At 32.0% G+C, this 23,915-nt stretch carries 24 protein-coding genes; 18 read left to right on the plus strand and 6 right to left on the minus strand.

The features are described from left to right. Positions 1 to 25 precede the first annotated feature (25 nt). Together NO995_RS16025 and NO995_RS16030 are read right to left on the minus strand one after the other, a co-directional pair. The gene (locus NO995_RS16025) at positions 26 to 814 is read right to left on the minus strand and encodes a S1/P1 nuclease (RefSeq protein WP_258228375.1); all 789 of its coding nucleotides are present in this window, start codon (positions 812 to 814) and stop codon (positions 26 to 28) included. A 15-nt stretch (positions 815 to 829) separates the two neighbouring features. Continuing rightward, the gene (locus NO995_RS16030) at positions 830 to 2,143 is read right to left on the minus strand and encodes a voltage-gated chloride channel family protein (RefSeq protein WP_258228376.1); all 1,314 of its coding nucleotides are present in this window, start codon (positions 2,141 to 2,143) and stop codon (positions 830 to 832) included. A 791-nt stretch (positions 2,144 to 2,934) separates the two neighbouring features. On the opposite strand from NO995_RS16030, the gene NO995_RS16035 reads away from it, so the two are divergent. The 18 genes from NO995_RS16035 (at position 2,935) to NO995_RS16120 (ending at position 19,508) form a co-directional block, all read left to right on the plus strand. Beyond that, complete coding sequence (locus NO995_RS16035) at positions 2,935 to 3,396, plus strand: hypothetical protein (RefSeq protein WP_258228377.1); 462 nt, start codon at positions 2,935 to 2,937, stop codon at positions 3,394 to 3,396. A gap of 214 nt (positions 3,397 to 3,610) precedes the next feature. Then, entirely contained in the window at positions 3,611 to 5,455 is a 1,845-nt protein-coding gene (locus NO995_RS16040) for a hypothetical protein (RefSeq protein ID WP_258228378.1), read from the plus strand. A 122-nt stretch (positions 5,456 to 5,577) separates the two neighbouring features. Beyond that, positions 5,578 to 7,365, plus strand: coding sequence for a DUF885 family protein (locus NO995_RS16045; RefSeq protein WP_258228379.1), 1,788 nt, complete (start codon positions 5,578 to 5,580; stop codon positions 7,363 to 7,365). Positions 7,366 to 7,998: 633 nt separating this feature from the next. Beyond that, on the plus strand, positions 7,999 to 8,196 hold the full coding sequence (locus NO995_RS16050; RefSeq protein WP_258228380.1) for a hypothetical protein: 198 nt from the start codon (positions 7,999 to 8,001) through the stop codon (positions 8,194 to 8,196). 147 nt (positions 8,197 to 8,343) lie between these two features. Further along, entirely contained in the window at positions 8,344 to 8,907 is a 564-nt protein-coding gene (locus tag NO995_RS16055) for a hypothetical protein (protein WP_258228381.1), read from the plus strand. A 218-nt stretch (positions 8,908 to 9,125) separates the two neighbouring features. After that, a complete protein-coding gene (locus tag NO995_RS16060) occupies positions 9,126 to 9,893 on the plus strand; it encodes a threonine/serine exporter ThrE family protein (RefSeq protein ID WP_258228382.1) in 768 nt (255 codons plus the stop codon). An 11-nt stretch (positions 9,894 to 9,904) separates the two neighbouring features. Continuing rightward, a complete protein-coding gene (locus NO995_RS16065) occupies positions 9,905 to 10,384 on the plus strand; it encodes a threonine/serine exporter family protein (protein WP_258228383.1) in 480 nt (159 codons plus the stop codon). A gap of 84 nt (positions 10,385 to 10,468) precedes the next feature. After that, positions 10,469 to 11,536 (plus strand): ribosome small subunit-dependent GTPase A, encoded by a 1,068-nt coding sequence (gene rsgA / locus NO995_RS16070; protein ID WP_258228384.1) that lies wholly within the window; start codon positions 10,469 to 10,471, stop codon positions 11,534 to 11,536. 358 nt (positions 11,537 to 11,894) lie between these two features. Beyond that, entirely contained in the window at positions 11,895 to 12,401 is a 507-nt protein-coding gene (locus NO995_RS16075; RefSeq protein WP_258228385.1) for a porin family protein, read from the plus strand. 102 nt (positions 12,402 to 12,503) lie between these two features. Beyond that, entirely contained in the window at positions 12,504 to 13,130 is a 627-nt protein-coding gene (locus NO995_RS16080) for a hypothetical protein (RefSeq protein ID WP_258228386.1), read from the plus strand. Between the two features lie 79 nt (positions 13,131 to 13,209). Further along, positions 13,210 to 13,860, plus strand: coding sequence for a hypothetical protein (locus tag NO995_RS16085; protein WP_258228387.1), 651 nt, complete (start codon positions 13,210 to 13,212; stop codon positions 13,858 to 13,860). 152 nt (positions 13,861 to 14,012) lie between these two features. Further along, positions 14,013 to 14,744, plus strand: coding sequence for a hypothetical protein (locus NO995_RS16090; protein WP_258228388.1), 732 nt, complete (start codon positions 14,013 to 14,015; stop codon positions 14,742 to 14,744). A 9-nt stretch (positions 14,745 to 14,753) separates the two neighbouring features. Beyond that, entirely contained in the window at positions 14,754 to 15,824 is a 1,071-nt protein-coding gene (locus tag NO995_RS16095) for a sensor histidine kinase (protein WP_258228389.1), read from the plus strand. Beyond that, positions 15,796 to 16,497, plus strand: a complete 702-nt coding sequence (locus NO995_RS16100) for a LytTR family DNA-binding domain-containing protein (protein ID WP_258228390.1) — start codon at positions 15,796 to 15,798, stop codon at positions 16,495 to 16,497. Before NO995_RS16095 ends, NO995_RS16100 begins: the two co-directional genes overlap by 29 nt. Before the next feature lie 14 nt (positions 16,498 to 16,511). Beyond that, entirely contained in the window at positions 16,512 to 17,267 is a 756-nt protein-coding gene (locus NO995_RS16105) for a hypothetical protein (RefSeq protein WP_258228391.1), read from the plus strand. A gap of 32 nt (positions 17,268 to 17,299) precedes the next feature. Next, positions 17,300 to 17,803 (plus strand): hypothetical protein, encoded by a 504-nt coding sequence (locus tag NO995_RS16110; RefSeq protein WP_258228392.1) that lies wholly within the window; start codon positions 17,300 to 17,302, stop codon positions 17,801 to 17,803. Between the two features lie 103 nt (positions 17,804 to 17,906). Continuing rightward, a complete protein-coding gene (locus tag NO995_RS16115; protein WP_240573286.1) occupies positions 17,907 to 18,251 on the plus strand; it encodes a hypothetical protein in 345 nt (114 codons plus the stop codon). A 48-nt stretch (positions 18,252 to 18,299) separates the two neighbouring features. Further along, a complete protein-coding gene (locus NO995_RS16120) occupies positions 18,300 to 19,508 on the plus strand; it encodes a DUF418 domain-containing protein (RefSeq protein ID WP_258228393.1) in 1,209 nt (402 codons plus the stop codon). Between the two features lie 71 nt (positions 19,509 to 19,579). On the opposite strand, the gene NO995_RS16125 is transcribed toward NO995_RS16120, so the two are convergent. The 4 genes from NO995_RS16125 to NO995_RS16140 all read right to left on the minus strand — a co-directional run bounded on the left by NO995_RS16125 (position 19,580) and on the right by NO995_RS16140 (position 23,765). Next, the gene (locus tag NO995_RS16125) at positions 19,580 to 20,464 is read right to left on the minus strand and encodes a hypothetical protein (protein ID WP_258228394.1); all 885 of its coding nucleotides are present in this window, start codon (positions 20,462 to 20,464) and stop codon (positions 19,580 to 19,582) included. A gap of 222 nt (positions 20,465 to 20,686) precedes the next feature. Continuing rightward, positions 20,687 to 21,400 (minus strand): LytTR family DNA-binding domain-containing protein, encoded by a 714-nt coding sequence (locus NO995_RS16130; RefSeq protein WP_240573283.1) that lies wholly within the window; start codon positions 21,398 to 21,400, stop codon positions 20,687 to 20,689. After that, positions 21,397 to 22,467 (minus strand): sensor histidine kinase, encoded by a 1,071-nt coding sequence (locus NO995_RS16135; protein ID WP_258228395.1) that lies wholly within the window; start codon positions 22,465 to 22,467, stop codon positions 21,397 to 21,399. The genes NO995_RS16130 and NO995_RS16135 overlap by 4 nt, the downstream gene beginning before the upstream one ends. A gap of 212 nt (positions 22,468 to 22,679) precedes the next feature. After that, positions 22,680 to 23,765 carry an acyltransferase gene (locus NO995_RS16140; protein WP_258228396.1) on the minus strand — a complete coding sequence of 362 codons (1,086 nt, stop codon included), beginning with the start codon at positions 23,763 to 23,765 and terminating at the stop codon, positions 22,680 to 22,682. Positions 23,766 to 23,915 lie beyond the last annotated feature (150 nt).

The following is a 23,915-nucleotide window of genomic DNA, read 5'->3' on the forward strand; positions in this document are numbered from 1 at the left end:
TTTATGTTTTAAGCAGTTGGTTGTTTTAAAAAATATCGTTCAATATTTTCGCTAAACGAATACCAGCTATTTGTAACTGACTTCTAACCGTTTTAAAATGATCGTAAGAATAACGGTATCTTAAGTTTTCGTTGGGTTCAACAGAAGCGTAGACTTTTTTAGTAATGTCGTGGGTTTCGTTCACCCAATCTATAACAGAACCTTCCTGAATGGCTTTTATTTGATTTTTAGATAATACATCGGCATTGTCAGCCAATTCATCATAGCCCATTTTATAATCTTCAATCATATCTGAATCCCATACGCGGTGCAGGTTGCTGTCTTTGTAAAACCATTGTAGTTTGAAATCATTTCCGCCTTTATCTTCAGCTAATCCCACATGCATTGGCTGGTGTAGATCACCTATAAGGTGAATAAGCATTTTTAAATGGAAGACTTTATCTTCATCAGTAGTATTATTATCTAACAACACGTTTTTACAAGCTTCAATTCCTGTAACTAAATCACCTTCAGGGTTTTTTTCTGAAGTTTCATAAGTTTGGTTGAAAGGCATATTTACATAATGCCAGGTATAATATTTGTCGTATGCTTTGTCTGATTTTATGTCGTCGCCATAGGTCGAGGCAAACGCTAAAGAATGTTGTTTCAGCAAACGGTTGACTTCACGTTTCGCTTTTCCTTTTAAATATTTTTGAGCAATTTCGCCAACCACACGATGTCCGGTAGCTCCCCAGTCGTCTACTGTTGAGGCGTTAAGATTTAAGGAGGAAATAAGAATAGTTAAAATACAAAGGTGAAGGGAGAAGGATTTCATAGATATGTATATATTTTATTTTGGTTTATTCTGGTCGCGACGGTCTTCCACATCAGATAGATGCAGACCTTTTTCACGTAAATAATAATTGTTTTTAGGACTTCCTATAATCTGCGAGGCATACACTCCGGAATGTCCGGAAAATAAATAGGCCGTACTGCAGGCCAGAGCGATAAACACTCCTGATTCGATTCCGAAAAGTTCTATACCCATTATCGTACACGCAATTGGGGTGTTGGTAGCTCCGGCAAATACGGCTACAAATCCCATACCGGCCAATAAGCCCATTGGTAGCGGAATGAACCATATTAATGCGTTTCCCAGTGTGGCGCCAATATAGAATAAAGGCGTGACTTCGCCACCTTTAAATCCTGCTCCCAAAGTAAATGAGGTAAACAGAACTTTTAGAAGGAAATCGTATGAGTTTAAGTCGACACTAAAGGCATCTACAATAGTCGGAATTCCTAAACCTATGTATTTGGTCGTACCCATAAAGTAAATGGCGATAGCTAATATCACACCACCAATTACAGGACGTAACGGCGGATAGCTAATATATTTTTTAAACAGGTCGCTCCAAAAGTGCGTAGATTTAGAGAATAGCATGGCAACCAGACCAAAAATGATACCGGCCAGTAAAGCCCATAGCAGATTGATGGGGGTCATTTCGGCTACGCTATCAATGTGATAATGGGTGTGGGGTACGCCCCAAACCCGGCAAAAATAATCGGCAAATACGGCAGCCATAAAACTTGGGATGATGGCATCTAAACGTAAACGCCCTAAAATAAGCACTTCCAACGCGAAGATTCCGCCTGCTAAAGGTGTACCAAATACCGAAGCAAAACCGGCGCTAATACCGGCAATTAAAATGATTTTTCTATCGCGTTTCGAGAGTTTTAAAATTTTGGTAAACTGGTCGGCAATAGCACCACCTATTTGTACTGCTGTACCCTCACGACCAGCCGAACCCCCGAATAAATGCGTAACAATGGTTCCGAAGAGGACCAAAGGCGCCATTTTAAATGGGATGATTTTTTTAGGGCTATGAAATTCTTCCAGTAACAGGTTATTGCCTTTTACAACACTGCTACCAAAAAGGTGATAGGATAAGCCGATAATGAAACCACCTACGGGCAGTAACCAGATAATCCATAAGTGAGATTCGCGGTAATTGGTTGCCCACTCTAAAGCGGTAAGAAAAAAGGCTGAAACGCTACCTGCCAGAGCTCCTAATACCAAACAAATAAAAAGCCATTTGATAAGATATAATAGCGATGGTATTTGTTCGAAAGCAAAAAGCTGTTTTTTAATATTGGTTAGGTTCATACATTGCAATAAGACACAAATATAAATGAAATAATAAATTTTGTAAGCTTATGTGCACTAGGGTTTTGAAATATTTAATGGAAGTGTATGGCGAAACATGTAATTTTTTGTTGAATATATGCATTTTAGTTGTTTTTGTACAAAATTGTTGTTTTCGTGTATTTTAGTTGATTATGCGGTTTTTATTCAGTTTTGTCATATTCTGTGTTTTTAACACGGTCATACTTTAAGGTGGGCTTTGCTACGCTTTAACTACTGCTTTGCTATGCCTTTGAAGGCATAAATCGAGAAATCGTTAAGTGTGAACTGTGAGCGGATATGATTAAGAATTGGTTATGGATGACTATTAATTGAAATGCTTTGTTACGAGTGCTTTATATTTTGAAACACTATCTTTTAATCAAATCAAAAAAGAAGGATTGTTAACCGTTAACCAGACGGTTATGGTTAAGATACATGGCTTTTAAGAGCGTAAAACCTTAGTTTCTGTATTTAATTGTAAGAATTAACGCATGATATTAGCCTTTTATAGGGGTTTGATTCGAGTTTCCTTCGGGAATGGTTCGGGTTTTCTTCGTAAAATAAGGGTTTTACCGAAGGATTCCCGAAGGAATATCGAATATGACTCGAAGGAAACCCCTAAAATAGGTTTTTCAATTAAATAGGTGTTTTCTTAAATTAAGAAAAATTCTTGTAGGTATTTATGTATATTTGGATGTGTGTAATAAAAATAAATACACTGGTGTGTTTATATACACGTTGTATGTAAGCCAATTAATCAGTAACAAAGAATGAACTTTATTAAAATAAATCATAAGAAAATTATTATTTCAGCCATTTTGATTACGTCATCTATTGGATTATTCTTTGTATTTTGGTTAAACTCAGTTTTTAGCGTAAAAGAATCTGATAATAAAAGAATCAAGCAATTATTTGAATTTTATACTCAAACTGACTTCCCAAAATCAGGAGTGATTATCAATAAAGATAGTTTTATCCAAGTACTAAGTGATGGTTGGGAGACTAGTATCATAAAAGTTAACAATATAACCGAGTTTGAAAAAATAATAAATAAACTTGAGGACAACAAAAGCTTAATTAAAGCTAAAGTCGGCGAATCTGGCTTTGGGTTCTCGTCTAAAATAACTTATAATAAAACAAAACTATTAGACTCAACCTATTACAAACAAAAAGGTTTTATTTTAGGATATATTAAACATGACAACATAATTATACTTGAGAAATATTGGTAACAAAGCCTACATACAACACCAGTAGCCGTTGCACAAGCCCATAATTTTATAAAAACATGATACATAAGCGCCCATTTTAAGGGCGTTTGTTTTTATCCCCATATCCAAACAAGTTACACCTTACGGAATACCGCACAATATTGTAAGAATAAATAACTATATTAGTAGCTAAGTAGTTTACTAACTTACAAATACCTAACTAAAAACCAACCTTATGAAATTAGAAAAGATACTCGATAAACTAGGCTCTATTGAGAAAAATGCTTTTATAAAAATTATTGATAACATTATATCTAAAAACCCAAAGCATCTTAAAGAGATTAATAAAATTCTAAGTTCGTCTGATAAAGGTTTAAAGTCGGTTGACAATCAAAACATAGCTACTATTTTTGCATTAACCTCTCACGAGTTTCAAGAGCATATAAAATGTGAGTTTCAGGAAATATCGTCACAATTAGACATCTTAATTGACATTATTATACGCGACGGCAACTGTATTATGAAGCAGGATTGGTTTTCCAGATTATACGAAACCGAAATAAAGAATTTAAAAGCCAAGATTAAAGGACTTAATGCCGATTTTGAAAATGATAAATCAGATTTAAACCCTAACAGAAAGCGAGATTATCGTATATATAAGGCTTGTTTACATACAGCTTATCACAATGATGTTGACAATAATAGAGATGCCAAAGTATCGGCTGACGAATTATCTATTATATTAACCCTATCTAGACAGTTAGGCTTATCTCAAGAAGAAGTGAAGTTGATAAACTACTCTATTCTCCCCATACATAAGCTCGATATTCATGAAGTTATAAAGGGACTCAAAAACATTGGTGTCATTTTTTATTCTAATAAAGAAAACACCATTTATGTAGCTGACGAAATGGTTAGAATTTTACGTAAAATTCGTAAAAAGGAAGTCGCTGAAAAATTCTTCAGAAGAACTCTCAAATTATTAAGGGAACCTGTAATTAATCAAATTGCCCGAGACCACAACATCGACAGAAAACTAACTTACTCTCAAAAAATTGAAGAGATTATTAAAGAAGGAATATCTTTTACCGGCTTGCTCCTTAATGACATTTACAAACAAGAAAGCACACTCACCGAAAAGAAAAAAACTTTAAATGAACTTTGTGAGAAGGGACTAAACATTAATAACCTAAAAGGCAGTACACTTGAGGATAAAATAAGTAGCCTTATCGAACATTTTGAAAATGTTGAACGTGATGAAAAGGTAGGTATATCACTAGATGGTTTCGACAAGTTACTTAGTGAATTGAACACTTCGCTTCCTAAATTAAATAAACAAATACGAGAACAATTTGAACTACAAGACGAATTTGTATTAAAAGCAGACTTTTTACTAGACTATAATATTAAGCCTCGTGACATATTAGACCTGATAGAAAAACCAGACTTAACCAAGTTCATAAAAGATAATGGTGTTAAACAACGTGGCGACGATATCCTAAATATACTTGAACATTATAAGGATGTAGAAAACCTGTATTTAGAAAACTATGAAAATGTGGCTTACAGGAATTTAAATGCTTTAAAAGAAAATGGAATTACCATAAAAGAAAGTGAATTAGGCTTAAAGTTTGAAGATTTAACCAAAACCATATTCAAAGGTATAGGTTTTAATGTAGATGACACCTTTAAAACCAAACTAAACACTAAAAAGGATATGATGGATATTCTTTTAAATTTAGGCAACAACGAAATTATAATTGTAGAATGTAAAACCAGTAAAGAACGAGGTTATAATAAGTTCAGTTCAGTCTCTAGGCAATTAAAATCTTATCAAAGTTTGGCTCTTAACAATGATTTGAGAATTATAAAAATTCTTCTTATTGCTCCAGAGTTTAGCGATGACTTTGTTACCGATTGCGAAATGGATACAGAAATGAACTTATCTCTCATTACTGCCTCTACGCTATCTAACATAGCTGAAGCATTCAAAACCTCAAAATACAACGCGTTTCCTCATGTATTATTCAGAGACATTGTTATAAATGAAGAACGCATTTTAAAAGCATTAAGCAAATAGTTTTCTTTAAATGAAAAGAATTTTTTTATAAAATTACTAAACCAAAAACAAGATAAACCAAACAGATAACTGACGGTTGTATAAATAGTTACCATTCATTGAACGAAGACAACAAAACAATTATGAGAAAAATAATTTTAGCAATTTCAATACTTATGATGTTTAATACTTCTTGTAAAAAAGAAAAAGAAACATCTATGGAAACTTCAAAAGAAAATATAATTTTTAACCAGCTGTTAAAAGACTATAACGAGGGTAAATTAAAATTAGTCCCATTGAATGCAACCTTTGCTGGTGACAATCGTTATAATGACCAGTTTCCAAATTTTTTGTCGGATGAATATGTACAAAAAAGCAATGCATTTTTTAAAGATTATAAAGCTAAACTTGCTCAATTTAAAGATGATGACTTGACAGAAAGTCAACAAATGAGTAAAGCTGTTTTAGATTGGGACTGCGACATGGCCTTAGCACAAGCAAGTTATAAAAATGATTTGCTAATGCCCATTGACCAAATGTGGAGTGTAAATTTAACTATGGGACAATTTGCTAGCGGAAGTAGTGCACAGCCTTTTGAAACAATTAAAGACTATGATAACTGGTTAAGTAGATTAGAACAATATAATTCTTGGCTAAAATCTGCTAAGATTCGTATGAACCAAGGAATTAAGGAGGGGTATATTCTTCCAAAATCATTAATCAAAAAAGTGATTCCTCAATTTGAAGTATTAGCGAATACAGAATTAGAAAATCATCTTTTCTACTCTCCCATCAAAAACTTCCCTGCTGATTTTTCAAATGAAGATAAAGAAAGACTAACGAAAGGTTACACCACTATATTGAATGATAAATTAATTCCTTCATTTAAGTCTATATACGAGTTTTTAAAGACTGATTATTTAGCCGCAGGTAGGGAGGATAGTGGTATTGATGGAGTTCCCCAGGGAAAAGAATATTACCAGCATGCTATTAAAAACTATACTACTACAAATATGACCGCGGATGAAATCCATGAGTTAGGATTAAAAGAGGTTGCTCGTATTTTAGCAGAAATGGAAAAAATAAAAAAGGAAGTTGGCTTTGAAGGAGACTTAAAAGCATTCTTTAATTTTGTTAGAAACAATAAGGAATTAATGCCATATACCGAACCTCAGCAAATCATTGACAATTTTAATGCTATTCATAAAAAAATGAAACCGCAATTAGAAAAGCTATTTGGTAACAAACCAAGAACTCCTTTCGTGGTTAAGCAAACTGAAAAATTTAGAGAAGCTTCTGCTAGTGCAGAATATAATCCTGGTTCATTAGACGGGACTCGTCCTGGAGTATTCTATGCTCCTATTCCAGATGCTTCTAAATACAATGTTTTTTCAGATGAAGCTTTATTCTTACACGAAGCTATTCCAGGACATCACTATCAAATTTCATTAACGCAAGAAAATGAAAGTTTACCAGATTTTAGAAAAACAATACGGCATAGCGCATACAGAGAAGGTTGGGCTTTATATACTGAAAATTTAGGTAAAGAATTAGGCTTATACACAGATCCTTATCAGTATTTTGGAATGTTAGGAATGGAAATGCATCGTGCTATTCGTTTGGTTGTAGATACAGGTATGCATGCAAAAGGATGGAGTCGTGAAAAATCAATTCAATATTCCTTAGATAATGAAGCAGAAAGTGAAGCGAGTATTATTTCAGAAATTGAACGTTATATGGCTAATCCAGGGCAAGCATTGTCTTATAAAATTGGACAGTTAAAAATTAGAGAATTACGTGATAAGGCTTCAAAAGAATTAGGTGATAATTTCGATATTAGAGAATTTCACGATCAAGTTTTAGAAACTGGTAGTATTCCTTTAGAACTATTAGAATCAAAAATCAACAAATGGATTTCTACTCATAAATAATTTTTTTCAATTGTTACTAATACCTAAAAAATATAGAAGCGAATATAACAAAGAAAAATATAACAAAACGAAATGGCAACAATGGCTCCTATGAAAAGAACTAGTACAGTTCTTCAAAATCTAACAGACATGCTATTTTGAAATTAAATTACCTGTTTAAAACTTGCTTTAACCTATTGACATATTTCGGTATTGTAAACAAGGTAGTTAAGTAACCTGAACAAATTATTTTAATTATGTTTTTTCTTTTGTTGTCCAGGGGCGTATGGTTTAGCTGATTTGCTACCTGTATATTTCTTTACTTGACCCGGAGCGTGCGCTTTATTTGGATTAGGGTGAAATATATAAAGTTTTTTACTGCAGCTTGTTCCAAAAGTGAATATTAGAGTTAATAATGCTAGTTTTAAAAATTTTAAATTCATCCTTTTTATATATTTATTATTGTTAAAGTAGGCTTTAAACAATAGTTGTTTATATATTTAAGTTACGAAAAGAGTCAGCATTTGGATGTTTTTTCAGAATTACAAAGCCAAAATGATTTTAAACTAAATGAGGGGTAAACAATTGAAAAAGCTTAATATTAACAGGTTTAATATGTTGCTATATTTTCAAGACCAGACAATAACACCAACTATGAAACTTCTATCAATAACCTTTTATATTATTCTTTTTGCTATTCAGTTTACATTCGCTCAACATGATAAAAATATTGTAACAGGAGAAAAAATTAAAAAACTGTTGGAAATTCAATGGTGGAATTGGGATATAGAACGAATAACAAGAAATGTTCAGAATTTAACTGACAATAAACTTGAAAAAATAATTGAATAAAAATACGACTACTGCCAACAGGGTGTAATTCATTCCCGTCGGATTACTTAAATGGAATCCTTTGCAATAAATTATCTTTAGAGCCAGGAGAACATTTTCAGTTGGAAAAGTCTGTACAAATCATATAAAACACGTTAGCTTTAAGCCATGAAAAAAACTATTCTGACATTAATATTTCTAACTAATTTATCTGTTATGTTTTCTCAAGAAAAAGATGAGAAATTATTCTTTGAAATAAAGAATTTTATAAAGGTAAATAATGAATCTAACTTTGAAAAAATGGTTGAATATTTTCCTGAATTTACATTTGACTCGATTTCTCGTAGAGAATTTTTGAGTCAACTAAAAGAAGTGTCATCCAGTACAATGAATGTAAACATAAAAATGGATAATATATTTGAAATTGACACTTTGATTACTTTAAACAAAGTTAAATATGCACGTATTAACTTACCACAGGAAACCACAGTGAATTTCAGTGAATTTAAGGATAAAGGAGGAGCGGATTTTGCAAGTCAAATGGCTTATTTATCACTAGTAAAAGAATATGGGGAAGAAAATGTTAAACTAGATAAAGAAAAATGGACAATCACAATTGTGAACGTTTTCCCAATTTATGCAATAGAAGAGAAAAGCGGATGGAAATTTACTGTGCTGAATAAGAAAACTAAAAATTATATTCCTAAAACTATTCAGAAATCAATACAGTAAAGATTTAAGAGTTTAAAGCTAAAAATGTATAAGTTTTGTTTACTTTTTTCTATAGAAAGTGTGGGGCAATTGTAGTATCTTAGTTTGTAATCTGATAATCCTGGATTTGATTGTAGAATAGTAACAAGAACCCTATTTGCTATACATCAGTCAAGCAGTTTTATTCTGATTTTTTATATATCAAGAACATATAGGTAACCTGCAAAAGCTTTAGGAAAATGGCAGACAAGGAAAATGAAATTCAGGACATAGGAATGATTTTGCTGCGAATCGGTTCCATGTTACAAAGTTCGGGAGCTTGTACTGCTCGGATTAGAATCATTTTAGAGCGTATTGCACGCGCTTATGATATGAATGCAAATGCCCTGATTACTCACAGAGCGATTATTTTAACCTTATTAAACCAACAGGAAGAACCTGTTTTTAACAGTGTAAAACGAACCGCATCTGTTGGGGTTAATTTTAAGATTGTTTCGGGGATTAGTTTGATGAGTTTGAATATTAAAAACTCTAAATGGCAATTAGTTAATATTATAAAGGAACTTGATAAACTTGAAAATGCACCTCATTATCATCGGTTTATTGTTATGAATGCGGTGTCACTGGCTGGTGCTGGTTTTTGCTTCCTTGCTGAAGGGAGTCTTTTTTCAATGTCGGTTTGTTTTATAGCTACTTTTTTAGGGCTTTTTGTTAAGCAGGAAACCACACGAATTCATTTAAATCCATATTTATGTGTTTTCTTAGGAGCATTTACAGCGACCTTTATAGCTGGTGCTTTCAGGTGTTTTTTCCCGGAAGCAGACCTTGAACACGCGTTTGCAACCTCGGTTTTATTTCTTATTCCCGGGGTTCCTTTAATTAATTCGTTTATCGATTTCATTGATGGAAATCTGTTAAATGGGATAATTCGTTTAATTAACGGTTTAGGTATTTCATTTATGATTGCCATAGGAATGATTTGTTCAATTGTAATTTTCGATTTATAAATATGGATTATGTGCTCTTAATATTGAAAGCTTTGGCAGGAGGGGTTGCCGCTATAGGTTACGCCATTCTGTTTAATACACAATCTTCATCACTGGTTACCATATTTTTTATTGGTATAACCGGTATTTTTATTAAAGTTGGACTGATGCTTTTTGGTATTAACGTCATTATTACCTCGTTTTTTGGAGCGACAAGTGTTGGCTTTTTAAGCTATTATTTGGCACGTTATATAAAAAGACCACCTTTAACCATTGCTATTCCTTCAATTATTCCAATGGTGCCTGGCATTTTTTTATACCGCATGATGATTGGATTTGTAAAATTGGCTGATAGCAGGGAAATTACTGAACATGAATTTATTAAATTACTGTCGCATACGTATTCAAATGGGATAAAAGCCATATTTATACTTTGTGTTTTAGCAATTGGCATAAGCTTCCCTTATCTTCTTTTTAGAAAAAGTTCGTTGCATTATATTCATAAAAAGTAAATGTAAAGAAGGAAACACTACATGTGCTCAGGATATCGTTTAAAAGACAGGTGAAAAATTGAGATTAATGTAATATATTTTAATATGACTCTGGAAGATTTAGGATATAATAAAACCTTAGAAGATTATAGACAACAGCATAATCTCGGAGCGTTTGATGTGGGCAGGGTAGCGCAGGAGCATAAAGATCGGTATGTGGTAGTCACCGATGCGAAAACTCTGGACTGTGAACTTATAGGGAATTTAAGATATACGGCTACAAGTAGAAATGATTTACCTGTTGTTGGAGATTGCGTTGCTATTTCGGAATATGATGAAGGTAAAGGGTTAATTCATGCTGTTTTGCCTCGTTTTTCTGTTTTAGAACGTCAAGCCATAGGTAAATATGGAGAAGCGCAATTAATAGCCAGTAATGTCGATTATGGATTAATTATACAGTCGGTAAACAGAGATTTTAATATCAACAGGTTGGAGCGTTATTTAACCTTATGTTACGCTTCGAAAATCAAACCAATAATCGTTGTTACAAAAACAGACCTGACAGATGTGCAGAAGGTAAATGTCTTACTTGATGAAATAAACAATAGGATTAAAAATGTTTCTATTGTTGCTGTGAGTAATAAAACCCAAATGGGGATGGATGACCTGAAAAAACTGATTTATAAGGGTAAAACCTACTGTCTTTTAGGGTCGTCTGGCGTAGGTAAATCTTCGCTTATAAATAGTTTGAGTGGAGCATATTTGATGAAAACAGGAAGTATTAGTGAACGTATAGACAGAGGTAAACATGTTACCACACACCGAGAGCTAATACCTTTAATAAACGGAGCGATACTTATTGATAATCCGGGAATGCGAGAGGTTGGAATAACAGATGCTTCAGGCGGATTAGAAAGCACATTCGAAAAAATATACGAATTAACACAACATTGTAAATTTTCAGATTGTACGCATACTACAGAGCAGGGCTGTGCTGTAATATCGGCCATAGAAAAAGGAGAAATAGAGGAATCGTTTTTTGAAAACTATCTAAAAATGGAAAGAGAAAAAGAACATTTTGAATCGACAGTAGCCGAAAAACGCAAAAAGGATAAAGACTTTGGTAAGATGATAAAACATTATAAGAAGTCTAAAAACTCTAATAGGAATTAAATAACGACTCTGTCTAAACAAAAAAATATATAGCCTTTATTGAATAGGAATGCTGCTGAAATTAATGAATTTTAAAAACTTTTTAGAATGTAAAGTAATTTTTGAGTAACCGGTAAAATAATTACGAACGATATCCAGTTTGTAATTGCAATGTGATTTTATCTCTCCCATAAATAAACTTCAAAAAGGATAAAATGCTATATAAGATTTTTCATTATAATTTTTTCCTTTAGCATATAAAGTAATTAAGAGTTTTTATTTCAATTGTTTGACATCCAATTCACCATGTTGAACGAAAAATATTGAAGTTCTTTTCGTTTTATTTTTCATTTACACTACAAACATTAAATGACCAATTATGAAAACAATTATTTCAACATTAGTTCTTTTGACATTTATAATGAATATGAATGCTCAAAACTTTGGTGTAAGAGTAGGGGCGAATTTCGCAACAGCTAAAGCTGATTTTGATGGTATTTCTATAAGTGATAATGAAACAGGATTTTATTTAGGAGCTTATGGTGAATTAAAAGTTTTAGAAAATCTGAAAATTAGATCTGAGATTAACTACATTTATGTGAAGGATTTAGATCAACTCCAATTTCCCCTTTTAGCTAAATTCGCTGTCTCAGATAAGTTTAACATATTAGCCGGACCTAGTTTTACATTTTTGCAGGATGCAGGAGAGGATGAAAAATCATTCAATTTCGGAATTGATTTCGGGCTTTCATACAATATATGGAACAAATTTGATCTGGAGGCAAGGTATAGTGTGGGACTATCTAATTTGGCAGAGGACAATTATTATGATGCTAAAATAAAATTACATGGTTTGTTTGTTGGCGTTGCATATAATATACAGTAAAGCATAAATAAAATGACATAAGATTAATTGATAGTGTTAACTTTATATCTTATGATAAGGGCTATACTAACATTAGGGCTCTCAATTTAAATTTCCGGAACAATGAAAAAATTAAGCTTAAATAGACTGTATTTTTATTTGTTGCTTATGGTGATTGTTTTCGGATGCGCATCATTTCCTAAAAAAAAGACACCGGTAAGCAACCTCAATTCTGAGAACATCAGTAACCTAAATGGGAGATATGAATTAATCGAAAAGTATTCAGGAGGAACAAAAGATACTTCAACTATTTGGAAATCAGCTTTTAATTTTTCAAGTGCAGATCGGGGACATTATCCTACTTTTTTTGATGAAATTAATTTTCAGGTTTTTAAAGAAAACGAACTCAAGGTAGATTCCCTAAAAACTTATTCGTTTACATTGAAATTAATAGACAGTAAGAACTTAAAAATAGATTATTACGAAAACGATAGTCTTTTTTTCGGAAACACGATTAAGTACAAATTTAAAAATGATGGTTATATCTATTTAATAAGTACAAATTCTGAAGTTGTAGGTATTCCGTATTTGTTTGGTGGGGTCACAAAGAAAAGAAGTAGAATAACCCTCAATAAGGAAAATGATTTGTTGTTTGAGACTTCTGAAGTCGTTACTGGAGGATTATTGTTTGTACTGGTAAATCCAGGAGAAAAAATGAAATATGAGAAGGTATTTCAGCGAATAGAATAAGGTACTTACCTTCTTGTTCTCGAAAAAATCAAAGTTAATAATACTGAAGGGTTTTTCAGATTGTCAAGCAAATAAGAAAATGAATAAAGACAATTTTAAAATATTATTTGGCTCTCTAATTCTGTTAAGCTTAGTAATGAGCTGTGCCAGTTTCCCTAAAAATGAATTCCCATCAATTTCTTATATCAATAGGAGTAATATAAGCTTGTTAGAAGGGAATTATTGTATGAAGCATTTTAATACTGCCTACTATAATGATAGTATTCTTCATAAGTCTGTTAGTAAAGAGGACTTAAATAAATATCCTACACTATTTCATGAAATTAATAATGGTTTGTTGGTGAGGCGTTTAAAATTGGATTCAGAAAAAGCACATACGTTTTCTTTAAAAATTTTAAATCCCAAACGTATTGAAATAGATTATATCGAAGATGATCTTATTATTAGAAAAAATAGCATTAGATATAGATTGAAGGATGATGGCTTTGTATATATAAAACACAGAAATTTTAAAATTATTGGCATTCCTTATATTTTGGGTGGAATTAATCAAAAAAGAAATCGTTTAGCATTGAATGTAGATTATAATTTGCTATTTGAAACATCCGAATTTCGGTCGGGAGGTGTGTTTTATCCTGGATTTATGGTGCCGGTAATTAATTTTGGAAGCACGTCAAAATATAGAAAAATATATAAGCGTATTGATGAGTTAAATAACGATAATGAATAAGTGTAAAGTAATGATTTTTTTGCCTAAATTGTTATAAAGTGATCCGTTAGTCTATAAGTGTTTGACTTACTAAGTGCCTTGTTCAACGAAATAATTATAAAGATGAAAACTATTGGTGTAATTTCAACTTAGAATTTTAAACCAGAGAAATCATGAAAACACGTTACTTTTTCATTTTTGCAATTACAGTACTTATGCTAAATTCATGTATAGTAAAGTCTTTATATCCATTTTACACTAAAGAGACTCTTGCATTTGAAAAAAGTTTTTTGGGTATCTGGAAGGACGACAAGGATTCTAATAATGAATGGATTATAGCTTCGATTAAAGATTATTGGGAAGAAGAAAGAAAACACGATACCGTACTACCTTCTCCCAGAGAGATAGAAGATTATAACAAACTAAAGGAAGGGTACTTTGTTATTAGTAAACAAAAGAAAGGAGTGGCTATTTTTTTTGCAATGCCATTTAAAATAAAAAATCAGTTTTTTTTAGACTTTATACCTTTTACTTCAAGTTGTGATTGTTGTGTAGACCTTTATTGTTATCATCAAATTGCAACACATTCTCTGGTAAAGTTTGATATTTTAAATAATAACAGTGTCTCAATTAGGTGGTTTTCGTCTGAAAAAATGAATGATTTAATTGATAACCACAAAATCAATATTAAACACGAAAAATACGATTCTAATTATTTGCTAACGGCATCACCTGAAGAATTGCAGAAATTTATAGCAAAATTTATGGACTCCAAGGAAAAAGAGAAATGGAAAACCGATGTTGCTTATAACTTGGAAAGAACAGAAAGCGGTGAAAAATCATTTCAGTACATTAAAAAACTTATTAATGGAGAAGAAAAATTGAAGGGCATTAATTTAAACTAGAAAGCATTTATGACATCCATTAATACATTAAAAATAGTTAACCATAAACCCATTATTTTTAATTTGGTTTTATGGGCTGTTTCTTTTGTGATTCTTTTGAAATCTTTTTCACGAAATGGTGTTCCTCATAAAATAGATTATATCTATACCAGCAGTTTTTTAGCTACTATAATTATTCCTGTACTTATTAATCTTTATTTTTTGTTACCCCGCTTTTTAAAGCAGGAAAGATATCTGGTGTACGGCTTGTTGTTTATGGCTAACCTTTTGGTGTTTACTCAATTAAATATTTGGTTCTATACTTATCTTATTGATTATCTCTTTCCTGATTACTATTTTATTTCCTACCATTCAGGTGTGAAACTCATCTCTATTTTTAGTGTCTTTTTAGTGGGTACTACATTAATTAAGCTTTCTGTAGATTGGTTCTATTTTAATAAGAAGGAAAATGAAGAACTAAAGTTAAAAAATCAACAAATTCAAGCTGAGTTATTATTGTTGCGTTCCCAGATAAATCCTCATTTTTTATTCAATTCTTTAAATGTAATTTATGCTTTAGCTATTGAAAAAAAGATAGAAACGAAAGATGCCATTGTTCAGCTTTCTGATATTTTGAGGTATGTAATTTATGATTCAGACTCCAAATTAGTAACTCTTAAAAATGAGGTTTCATTTTTAAAAAATTATATTGAATTTCAGCAGTTTAGGCATCAAAAAAACAAAGACATCATTTTTAGTCATAATGTAGAAGATGAGAATTATCAAATTTACCCTATGTTATTGTTACCACTTATAGAGAATAGTTTTAAGCATAGTAATGCTAGCTCTACAAAACTTCCTTATATCCACATAAGCCTTACACAAAATGACAACGAATTTATTTTTGAAATTGAAAACAATGTTTCTGAAAATAATTTGCAAGATAATGGTTATTCGGGAGTGGGATTAGAGAATGTTAAAAAGAATCTGGAGATTATATATTGCAAATCTCATAATTTTATAGTAGAAAAAAGCAAGGACTCATTTAAGGTAATCTTAAAATTATTTAATCATGACAATAAATTGCCTAATAATAGATGATGAACCTTCTTCCCAAACGGTTCTTATAAACTTTATTGAAAAAATTGACTTTTTAGAACTTAAAGGGGTTTGCAGAAATACATTTGAAGCTCTTGAGTTTTTAAAGCAAAACAATAATATTGATTTGCTTTTTCTAGATGTTAATATGCCCAAGGTTACAGGGTTAACGTTTTATAAATCGCTTCACAATCCTCCGGATGTTATTTTTACTACTGCATACCCGCAATATGCTGTTGAAGGATTTGAGGTTAACGCTCTTGATTATTTACTTAAACCTTTTTCATTTGAACGGTTTTTTACCGCTGTAAATAAAGTAATAGAAAAGAAATACACCAATGATAAAGCTCTGGAAGAAGATCATTATTTGCTAATTAAATCAAACAAGACACTATATAAGGTGTTTTCAAAAAAAATATTCTTCATAGAAGCTTTGGGAGACTATGTAAAAGTACATTTGGATGATAAGTATATATTAACCAATGCAACCTTTTCATCTGTTTTAGATTCACTTCCAAAGAAGATGTTTATCAGAACTCATAAATCATTTGCCATTAATTTTAAAAAAATGTCAAGTATTAGTGGAAATCAAATAAGTATAGGTGATAACAAAATTCCAATTGGCCAAAAGTATAAAGAGGAGTTTATGAACTATGTAAATAACATGAATACATAAAACAATATGTTAATATGAAAATGTTTTCTTTTTTTAAAACAATATGGTTTGGTATTATTTTTTTGATAGCAACATCGGTATTGGCACAGAATACTACAAGCGTTTTTGAACCGCTCCCAAGTAATTCTGAAAAATTAGATCTTGTCTATCCTAAAGCATATTTGTTTAATTCATATAAAATTAAAATACCTAATTATGGAGTAGCCAAAATAAAGGAAAATGCTCCAGATTCTGATGCTTTAAAAAAGCAAAAGATCTCAATTAGTTTAACGGATTTAAATAATAATACGGTTAAAATAGAAGCAAAATCGACACAAGAATATGTCTATTCTGTAAAAACACACTATTTAGAAAATAACGCTTTGAGAATTTTAAAAACTGGATTAGAGGTTGATACTGAAGAACACTTAATAGATTCTATTGGTCCTAAAATGATTGAAGGAACTATAATTACTAATCTGGAAAATTTAAAAAAGTGGAATATCAGTTTAGTTAAACCCAAGAACCCTTCAATTTTCTTTGAAATAGGTAGCCTTACAGAGGGTGATCGAACAATAAAAGTGATACCATCAAATTTGGATAGTAACTACAATATAAATCAAGAAGGGAAGATTCATCAAGATGCACTTTTTTATGAATTAATAGAAGATGGTATCTCGTTAGGAGCTATTGCTTTTAATGGGGAAAGTGGAATTTGGTTTAAACCGGATTTAGAAACGGCAACTAAACTAGTTTTATGTTCTATAATGTTGTTATTGATAAACTTTTAAGTAATTATACTAACAATTAAATCATCGTTGTCATGTTAAAATTTATGTTGTTAATTTTCAATATAGTTATTTTTAATAGCCTGATTGCTCAAGAAAATGGGCTCAATATTTATAATGAGCAAATATCTAAAAGTATCCTTATTAAGGAAAATAAAAGGATTCGTATTAAAACCTTTGATGGAGAAAAATTAACCGGAAGGTTTAAAATAATTGACGATGAAACCATTTACATCAAGAACAGAGAAATAAAGCTTAGCCAAATAGAAAGAATAAAAAAGCACCCTTTGGTGATGTCTGTTTTAATAAATGGATCACTTTATTATCTGGGAGCAGGGTTTTTGATTGGAGGTATTGAGTTGGCAATTTTAGCATTTTCTGGAGGAGATGCTTCTGCTTTACTTCTAATACCAGTTGCTTTACTTACAATGACACCTTCTCCTTTTTTAATTAAGGGAGCAATTAAATCACCTAATATTCTTAAAAGCTATAAAAGTTCAGATTTATGGCAATACGAGGTAATAGAAATATCGGATTGATTAAGTCTAATAACTAAATATAAATAATATTAAAGACTGTTTTAATTTCGTAAATTGTTCAATCAATTTTTTGAAAAATTAGTTGATTTTAAATCATGAGGAAATGAAACAGTTAATTTTTATACTTACGGTGTTCTTGGTTGTAGGTTGCGAACAAGGCCACAAGAAGAAAGATTTTTTAGGAACCTGGGATATTGTTTCGCAAATAGAAATTAAAACCGGAAAATTAATAGACCCGGATTCTAAAATTTTGCATGTGGCAAAATTTACAAAGGATTCCCTGTATATAGATTCAGATATAGTGCATAGCTGGAAAGTTGAAGGCGATTCTATATTTATGGATAACTCTACTCCGGGCGTTTATATAAGGGAGCTAACTTCAGATAAACTTGTTGTTGAATTTGAATTTTTCGATTTAATTCAACTGATTTTAAAAAGACGGGAGTGATAAAATGATAATTTTGTTTTAAAAATGTAAAACAAGATTTTTAGGATAATGAAACGAATAAGGGAAATAGATGCATTAAGAGGTTTTGCTTTATTTGGCATCATTATGACGCATATGTTTCAGGGGTATCTGGCGAGTTTAGTGCCTCCTCAATATAATGGTTTTAACATGTTTTTCCCTGTTGACGAATTAAGCCGTTTTATGGTTAGGAATTTCTTTGTCGGGAAGTTTTATGCCATTTTTTCAATGCTTTTCGGACTTAGTTTTTATTTAATTTTAGATGGGAAAAAAGATGCGAGCTCTAGGAAGTTTGCATGGCGTTTGGTGTTGCTTTTTGTTATCGGTTACGTGCATCACATTCACTATCGAGGAGACTTTTTAACAGTCTATGCTGTTTTTGGAATAATTTTAATTCTTTTTAGAAAAATCCCAACGAAAATAATTTTTGTGGCAGGACTGTTTTTAGCTCTTAATGGGCCTGCTGTTTTGCAAAAAGGGAGTGCTTTGTTTTTTCAGAAGACAGAGGCAGCACCACAAAATACAGGCGGAAAGACCAAATTAGAGTTAGCAAACAGTTATTTTGATTTGGTTCTTGAGGGGGAGTATAAGAAGTTATTAATATCTAATAGTACTGCAGGTTTTATTAATAAGTATAATTATTTGAAATCCAGTGGACGAATGTGGATTGTTCCCGGATTGTTTCTTCTTGGGCTTTGGGTAGGAAGAAGAAAGTGGCACGAGAGGTTGGCACACATTCCTTTGAAGAGATTGATTTTAGTATCCTTTAGTATAGGGATGCCTTTAGTTTGGATTAATTTTCATTTTTCGAGGTCTAATTATTCAGAGTTTGTACAGTTTTTAGGAGGGATATCTAAGGACGCTTCAAATATTTTTATGCCCTTATTTTATATAGGTTTGTTGCTTTTGGCTTATAAATCGAATTTCATTTCAAAATTTATAAAATATTTAATACCAGTTGGGAAAATGGGTTTGACGACTTATGTGTTTCAATCGGTATTTGGTTTATTTGTGTTTTACGGATATGGTTTAGGATTACTGTTAAAATTGTCGGGAACTGTTGCTCTTGGTTTAGGGCTACTGTTTTTTATAATGCAAATGTTGTTTGCTCAATGGTGGTTTAGCAAGTTTAAATACGGGCCTTTAGAATGGCTTTGGCGATGCGGAACCGATAGAACATGGTTATCTAATAAACTGTCGGAATCAGACAGAGTTTCTTTAAAATTTCCAGTGAGTTAGATTAAAGCAAATAAAAAGGGGAACATGATTAAATGCTCCCTTTTTATTTGTTTAAGAGTTATCCTTTAAAATTATCTGGTAACAAAATCGCTCAGCGTAATGTATATGTTGCCATTTAATTCATCGTGATAGATGTTGTATTTTGTCGGGTAGTTATTTCCGGGTTCTTCAAAGGTAAGCGGTTGGGAGTAAGTGCCACTAAACTCTTCTCCTGATAATAAATAATCAACGGTTATCATGGGTTCAGTAAACGTGTTTTTTTGAGCATAAGACCCATAAACCATAATGTGAGTAAATGTATTGCTTCCTATAAACCAGGAAATTGGAAGCCAGTGTTTACCCATATTAGGATACGAGGCTTGAATTAATGGCGGTTTTACATAATCGTTTGGCATTTTTGTTGGATCAGGAAAAAGATTGAAGGCATCAACAATATCTTGATTATTTTGATCGTAGGTTGGGATTGCTAAACGTTCTTCCAAAGTAATGGCATAAAAGTGTAAATCGAAATGAGGAACGTTAAATCCGGGATCATGACCCATGGGCTGAAAGTTTAAACCAATATGTTCAAAAGGGGTTACTTCTTTGGCTTTGCTGTGTAAAGGTAAAACTGTGGCACCATCTTCAACAAGCGTTCCTGGCAAGATATTATTTTCAGGCATTACCATTTCTCCGTCTGTAGGTATTGGTAAATCTACCAAGACATCAGGTGTGAATTCAATTGCTAATTCCAGTGGAAATCCTTCTTTGTTAATACTAATCCAGGAGCGGGCTTTGCCATTAAGGTATTGTACTTCCGGACCTTTAAAGACATTGAATTTATCCGAACTGGTTTTTAAGGAGCTGTTAGTACTTGTTGATGCATTGGATAAGTCATCATTAGTACTGCAAGAGCAAAAGCTAAATACAATGACAAGAGCCATTACTTTCTTTAAGTTGTTGATTAATGTTTTCATTTTCCTAAGTTTTAGTGTTAATAGAAATTATTAAGCGGTTGTATAGGAAGAAGCTCAGTTTAGTTTTGAAGACGTTATAAAATTAAATGCAATTTAGGAGAGAAAACATTAAATGAGGTGTACTATTGAATTTTGTAGATAGATAAGCAGATAAATGCGACAAATCACTTAAATCGTATTTTATGGTTAATTAGGGGAAATAAATTTTAGTTGGCAATTATTCTAATCTTCTAAATTATAGTTGCCAGGTGCCAATTTTTGAACCATTTCTGAATAATTTTTGCCGAAAGGAATTTCAATTTTACCTATTTCTACATCATTTTTTGTGAAGGCAGTAACTTTATTGATGGAAATAATAAATGATCGGTGAATTCGAATAAATAAATTTTTAGGAAGCATATCTTCAACCGAAGACAGTGTTTGTTTGACCTTCAACGTTGTGCAATCCTCTTTGTGGATGATGATATAATCTCTTAAACTTTCAATGTAAAGTATTTCTTCAAGAAAAATTTTAATCATTTTTCGATCAGAGCGGAAATATAAAAACCCTGAATCATCTATAATTTCTTCAGATTCAGTTGCATTTAACTGAGAATATTTATTAACAGCTTTCAGAAACCGTTCGAAGGAAATGGGTTTAAGAAGATAATCTATGGCATCAAGGTCGAAGGCTTCAATGGCGTACCCTTTGTGAGCTGTTGTAAATATAACTTTGGGTGGGTAGCGAAGGGATTTTAATAAATCAGTGCCAATTAATTTGGGCATGTTTATATCTAAAAACATTAAATCTATTTTGTGTTCGTTTAAAAGCTCGATGGCCTGAAAGGCATTAACACAAGTTCCAACAATATCCAGCTGGTTTAAAGTTTTAATATAATTTGTTAATACTTTAATTGCGGGGGGCTCATCATCTACTATAAGACATTTGTGTTTCATAATGAGTGTTGTTTGATTAGTTTATCCTTAAATTCTTCTTGTAGTTCTTCTAACTCAATTTCCAGGTCAACAATAAAAACATCATTTAGTAAGTTGGTTTTAAATTTATATTTCCCATGGTATAGCAACTCTAATCTTCGCATTACATTTTGTAATCCCAGGCCACCGCTATGTTTTGTGTTTTTATTATTAAGATGTTCTATACTATTCACCAGTTTAAATGTCATTACAGATTCTTTTAATATCATATCCAGACGAATCCAGCATTGGTCTATTTGTTTACTCGTGCCATGCTTAAAAGCATTTTCTAAAAACGGGAGCAGAAGCATGGGGGCTATTTGGAAATTTTTAACCTGGCCAGAAATGGTTATCGATATGTCTAGGCGGTCTCCATAACGCAATTGCTCTAAAGCAATGTAATTTCTGAGAAGTTCAATCTCTTTTACCAGCGGAATTCTGGCTACATCACTTTCATAAACCATGAATCGAAGTAATGAAGATAGTTTTAAAACTATTTCAGGGGCATGAATAGACTGTTCTAAAGTGTGAGAATATAAATTATTTAGTGTATTAAACAAAAAGTGCGGGTGCAGCTGCGCTTTTAAAAGTTTTAATTCTGCCTGCGACTTTTGTTTTTCGGCTTCCAAGGTTTGTTGTTTTTGTTCATACCAGTACTGTAACAATTTTATAGAGATTACAATGCCACCAACATGAAAAAAAGGCAGAACATTTTTACCTATCAATACGGTCATTCCTTTTAATTGTGAATTAATATTTATAGAGATTTGTGCCAAGGAAGTGTAAGCCCCACATAGTAATACTGTGATGATAAGTCCTGCTGTAAATGAGATGAATTTTCGTTTAAGTAAGAATTTGGGTATTAGCAAATGATCAAGAGAATAAGCCATAATCATAAATCCAGGTAAATACAAACTTGCATTTATAAACGATTTTTTAGGATTTATATTAAGCCCAAAACCCCATGCAAAATAGGTTGTAATCAGTAACCAAAACAAAGTGTGTAAACCAATGGTTTTGAGTGTCTTTGCCCATTTTATTTGATCCATAGCCATAGTCAGAATTTTATTTAAAATAGTTAATAATTTTGTCTAATTAAAATTTAATTTTTGAAATTCAATTAGTTATGGATGAATGGTGTTAATTAGTCATTTTGTCTATCTCTACAGTTTAAGATTTGCTAGGTGTTTGTCGGGGTGAAGATTTTCGTTTTTATAACTTCAATTCTGTAATATGCCCCGTAATTATAGGTATTTTAAACTTACCTTTTCTGTCTTAATCTCGTTAAGTAATTGCGAACCGGAGTATCGTAAAATTTCATGACAATCCAGCTGAAAAGTACCATCGTGATGGTTCCGAAAATGATTATGTAGGCTAGTTTTTCAGGCGAAGGGTTTTGTGTAACATAGTAATTGCCAAACCACCAGATGCCTGCATAGTGCGTCATGTATAACGGGTACGAGATGTTTCCTAAAAACATACACAATTTTTTGAAAGATTCAGATAGAATAGAACCAGCTCCCAGAGATACTAATAACGGGAAATAAAACAAAACCACTAAAGCTTCGGTTATCCAGTTTAGAGAACCCCATGGCATCACAAAAGCAGCAGTTAATAGCACAGATAATCCAATAAAACCTAATTTGTTTTTAATAATCCAACCAGATCTGTGAACAACCAACCCGGCAAGGAAAGAATAAAACATTCTTATACCACCATCTGCAAAAGTGCCACCGCTCCAGCCGCCAAGTAAATTTTCAGAAGAATAACTCACCCCAATAAGTGCAACTGCCGCAGGAATTAATAGAACTTGCAGTACTTTTTTAGATAATTTAATGAGAATGAAAGCATACAGCAAATTTGCGATGTATTCCCAGAATAAAGACCATGCAGGAGCATTTAAGCTGAATAAATTAAAGCCACGTTCTTTCATTACAGGTAGCGGAATAACAAATAAAGAGCAGATTAAAATTAAAAGTAGTTTAGCAATCGAATATCCCTCGGCATGATTTTCAAAAGGATCAATCAACAAGCCAATAAAACCAATTAAAGACCCGAAAATAACTAATGGATGTAATCGTATAAGTCGGGATGTAAAAAACGATTTTAGTCCTATTTGTGGTAGCCTGTTATCGTAAGCATAAGCGATTACAAATCCCGAAAGGCAGAAAAAGAAATCTACAGCCAGAAATCCGTGAGCTATAAAGTTTTTAGAAAAGTCGTCGTAGTAAATCCACTCCATATAATGAAACACCACTACCGCTAATGCGGCAATCCCTCTTAAGCCGTCTAAAATATGAAAATGGGGTTTGCTTTGAAGTTGGGTTGAGGTTGTAGGTTGATTCATGAAAGAAGATGAGATTTGTAGTTAATTGCTGTAAATCTATAAAAAAATCGATGATAGCATAGGAATTGGAGAGATTATAAGTAGTAAAAAGAAATCATGGAATTAAAAATATTTTTTAGTATATTTCCTACATGATAATTTTCTAACCAA

Origin of the sequence: Aestuariibaculum sp. M13, from assembly GCF_024723255.1 — a bacterium.
Taxonomy (GTDB): Bacteria; Bacteroidota; Bacteroidia; order Flavobacteriales; family Flavobacteriaceae; genus Aestuariibaculum; species Aestuariibaculum lutulentum.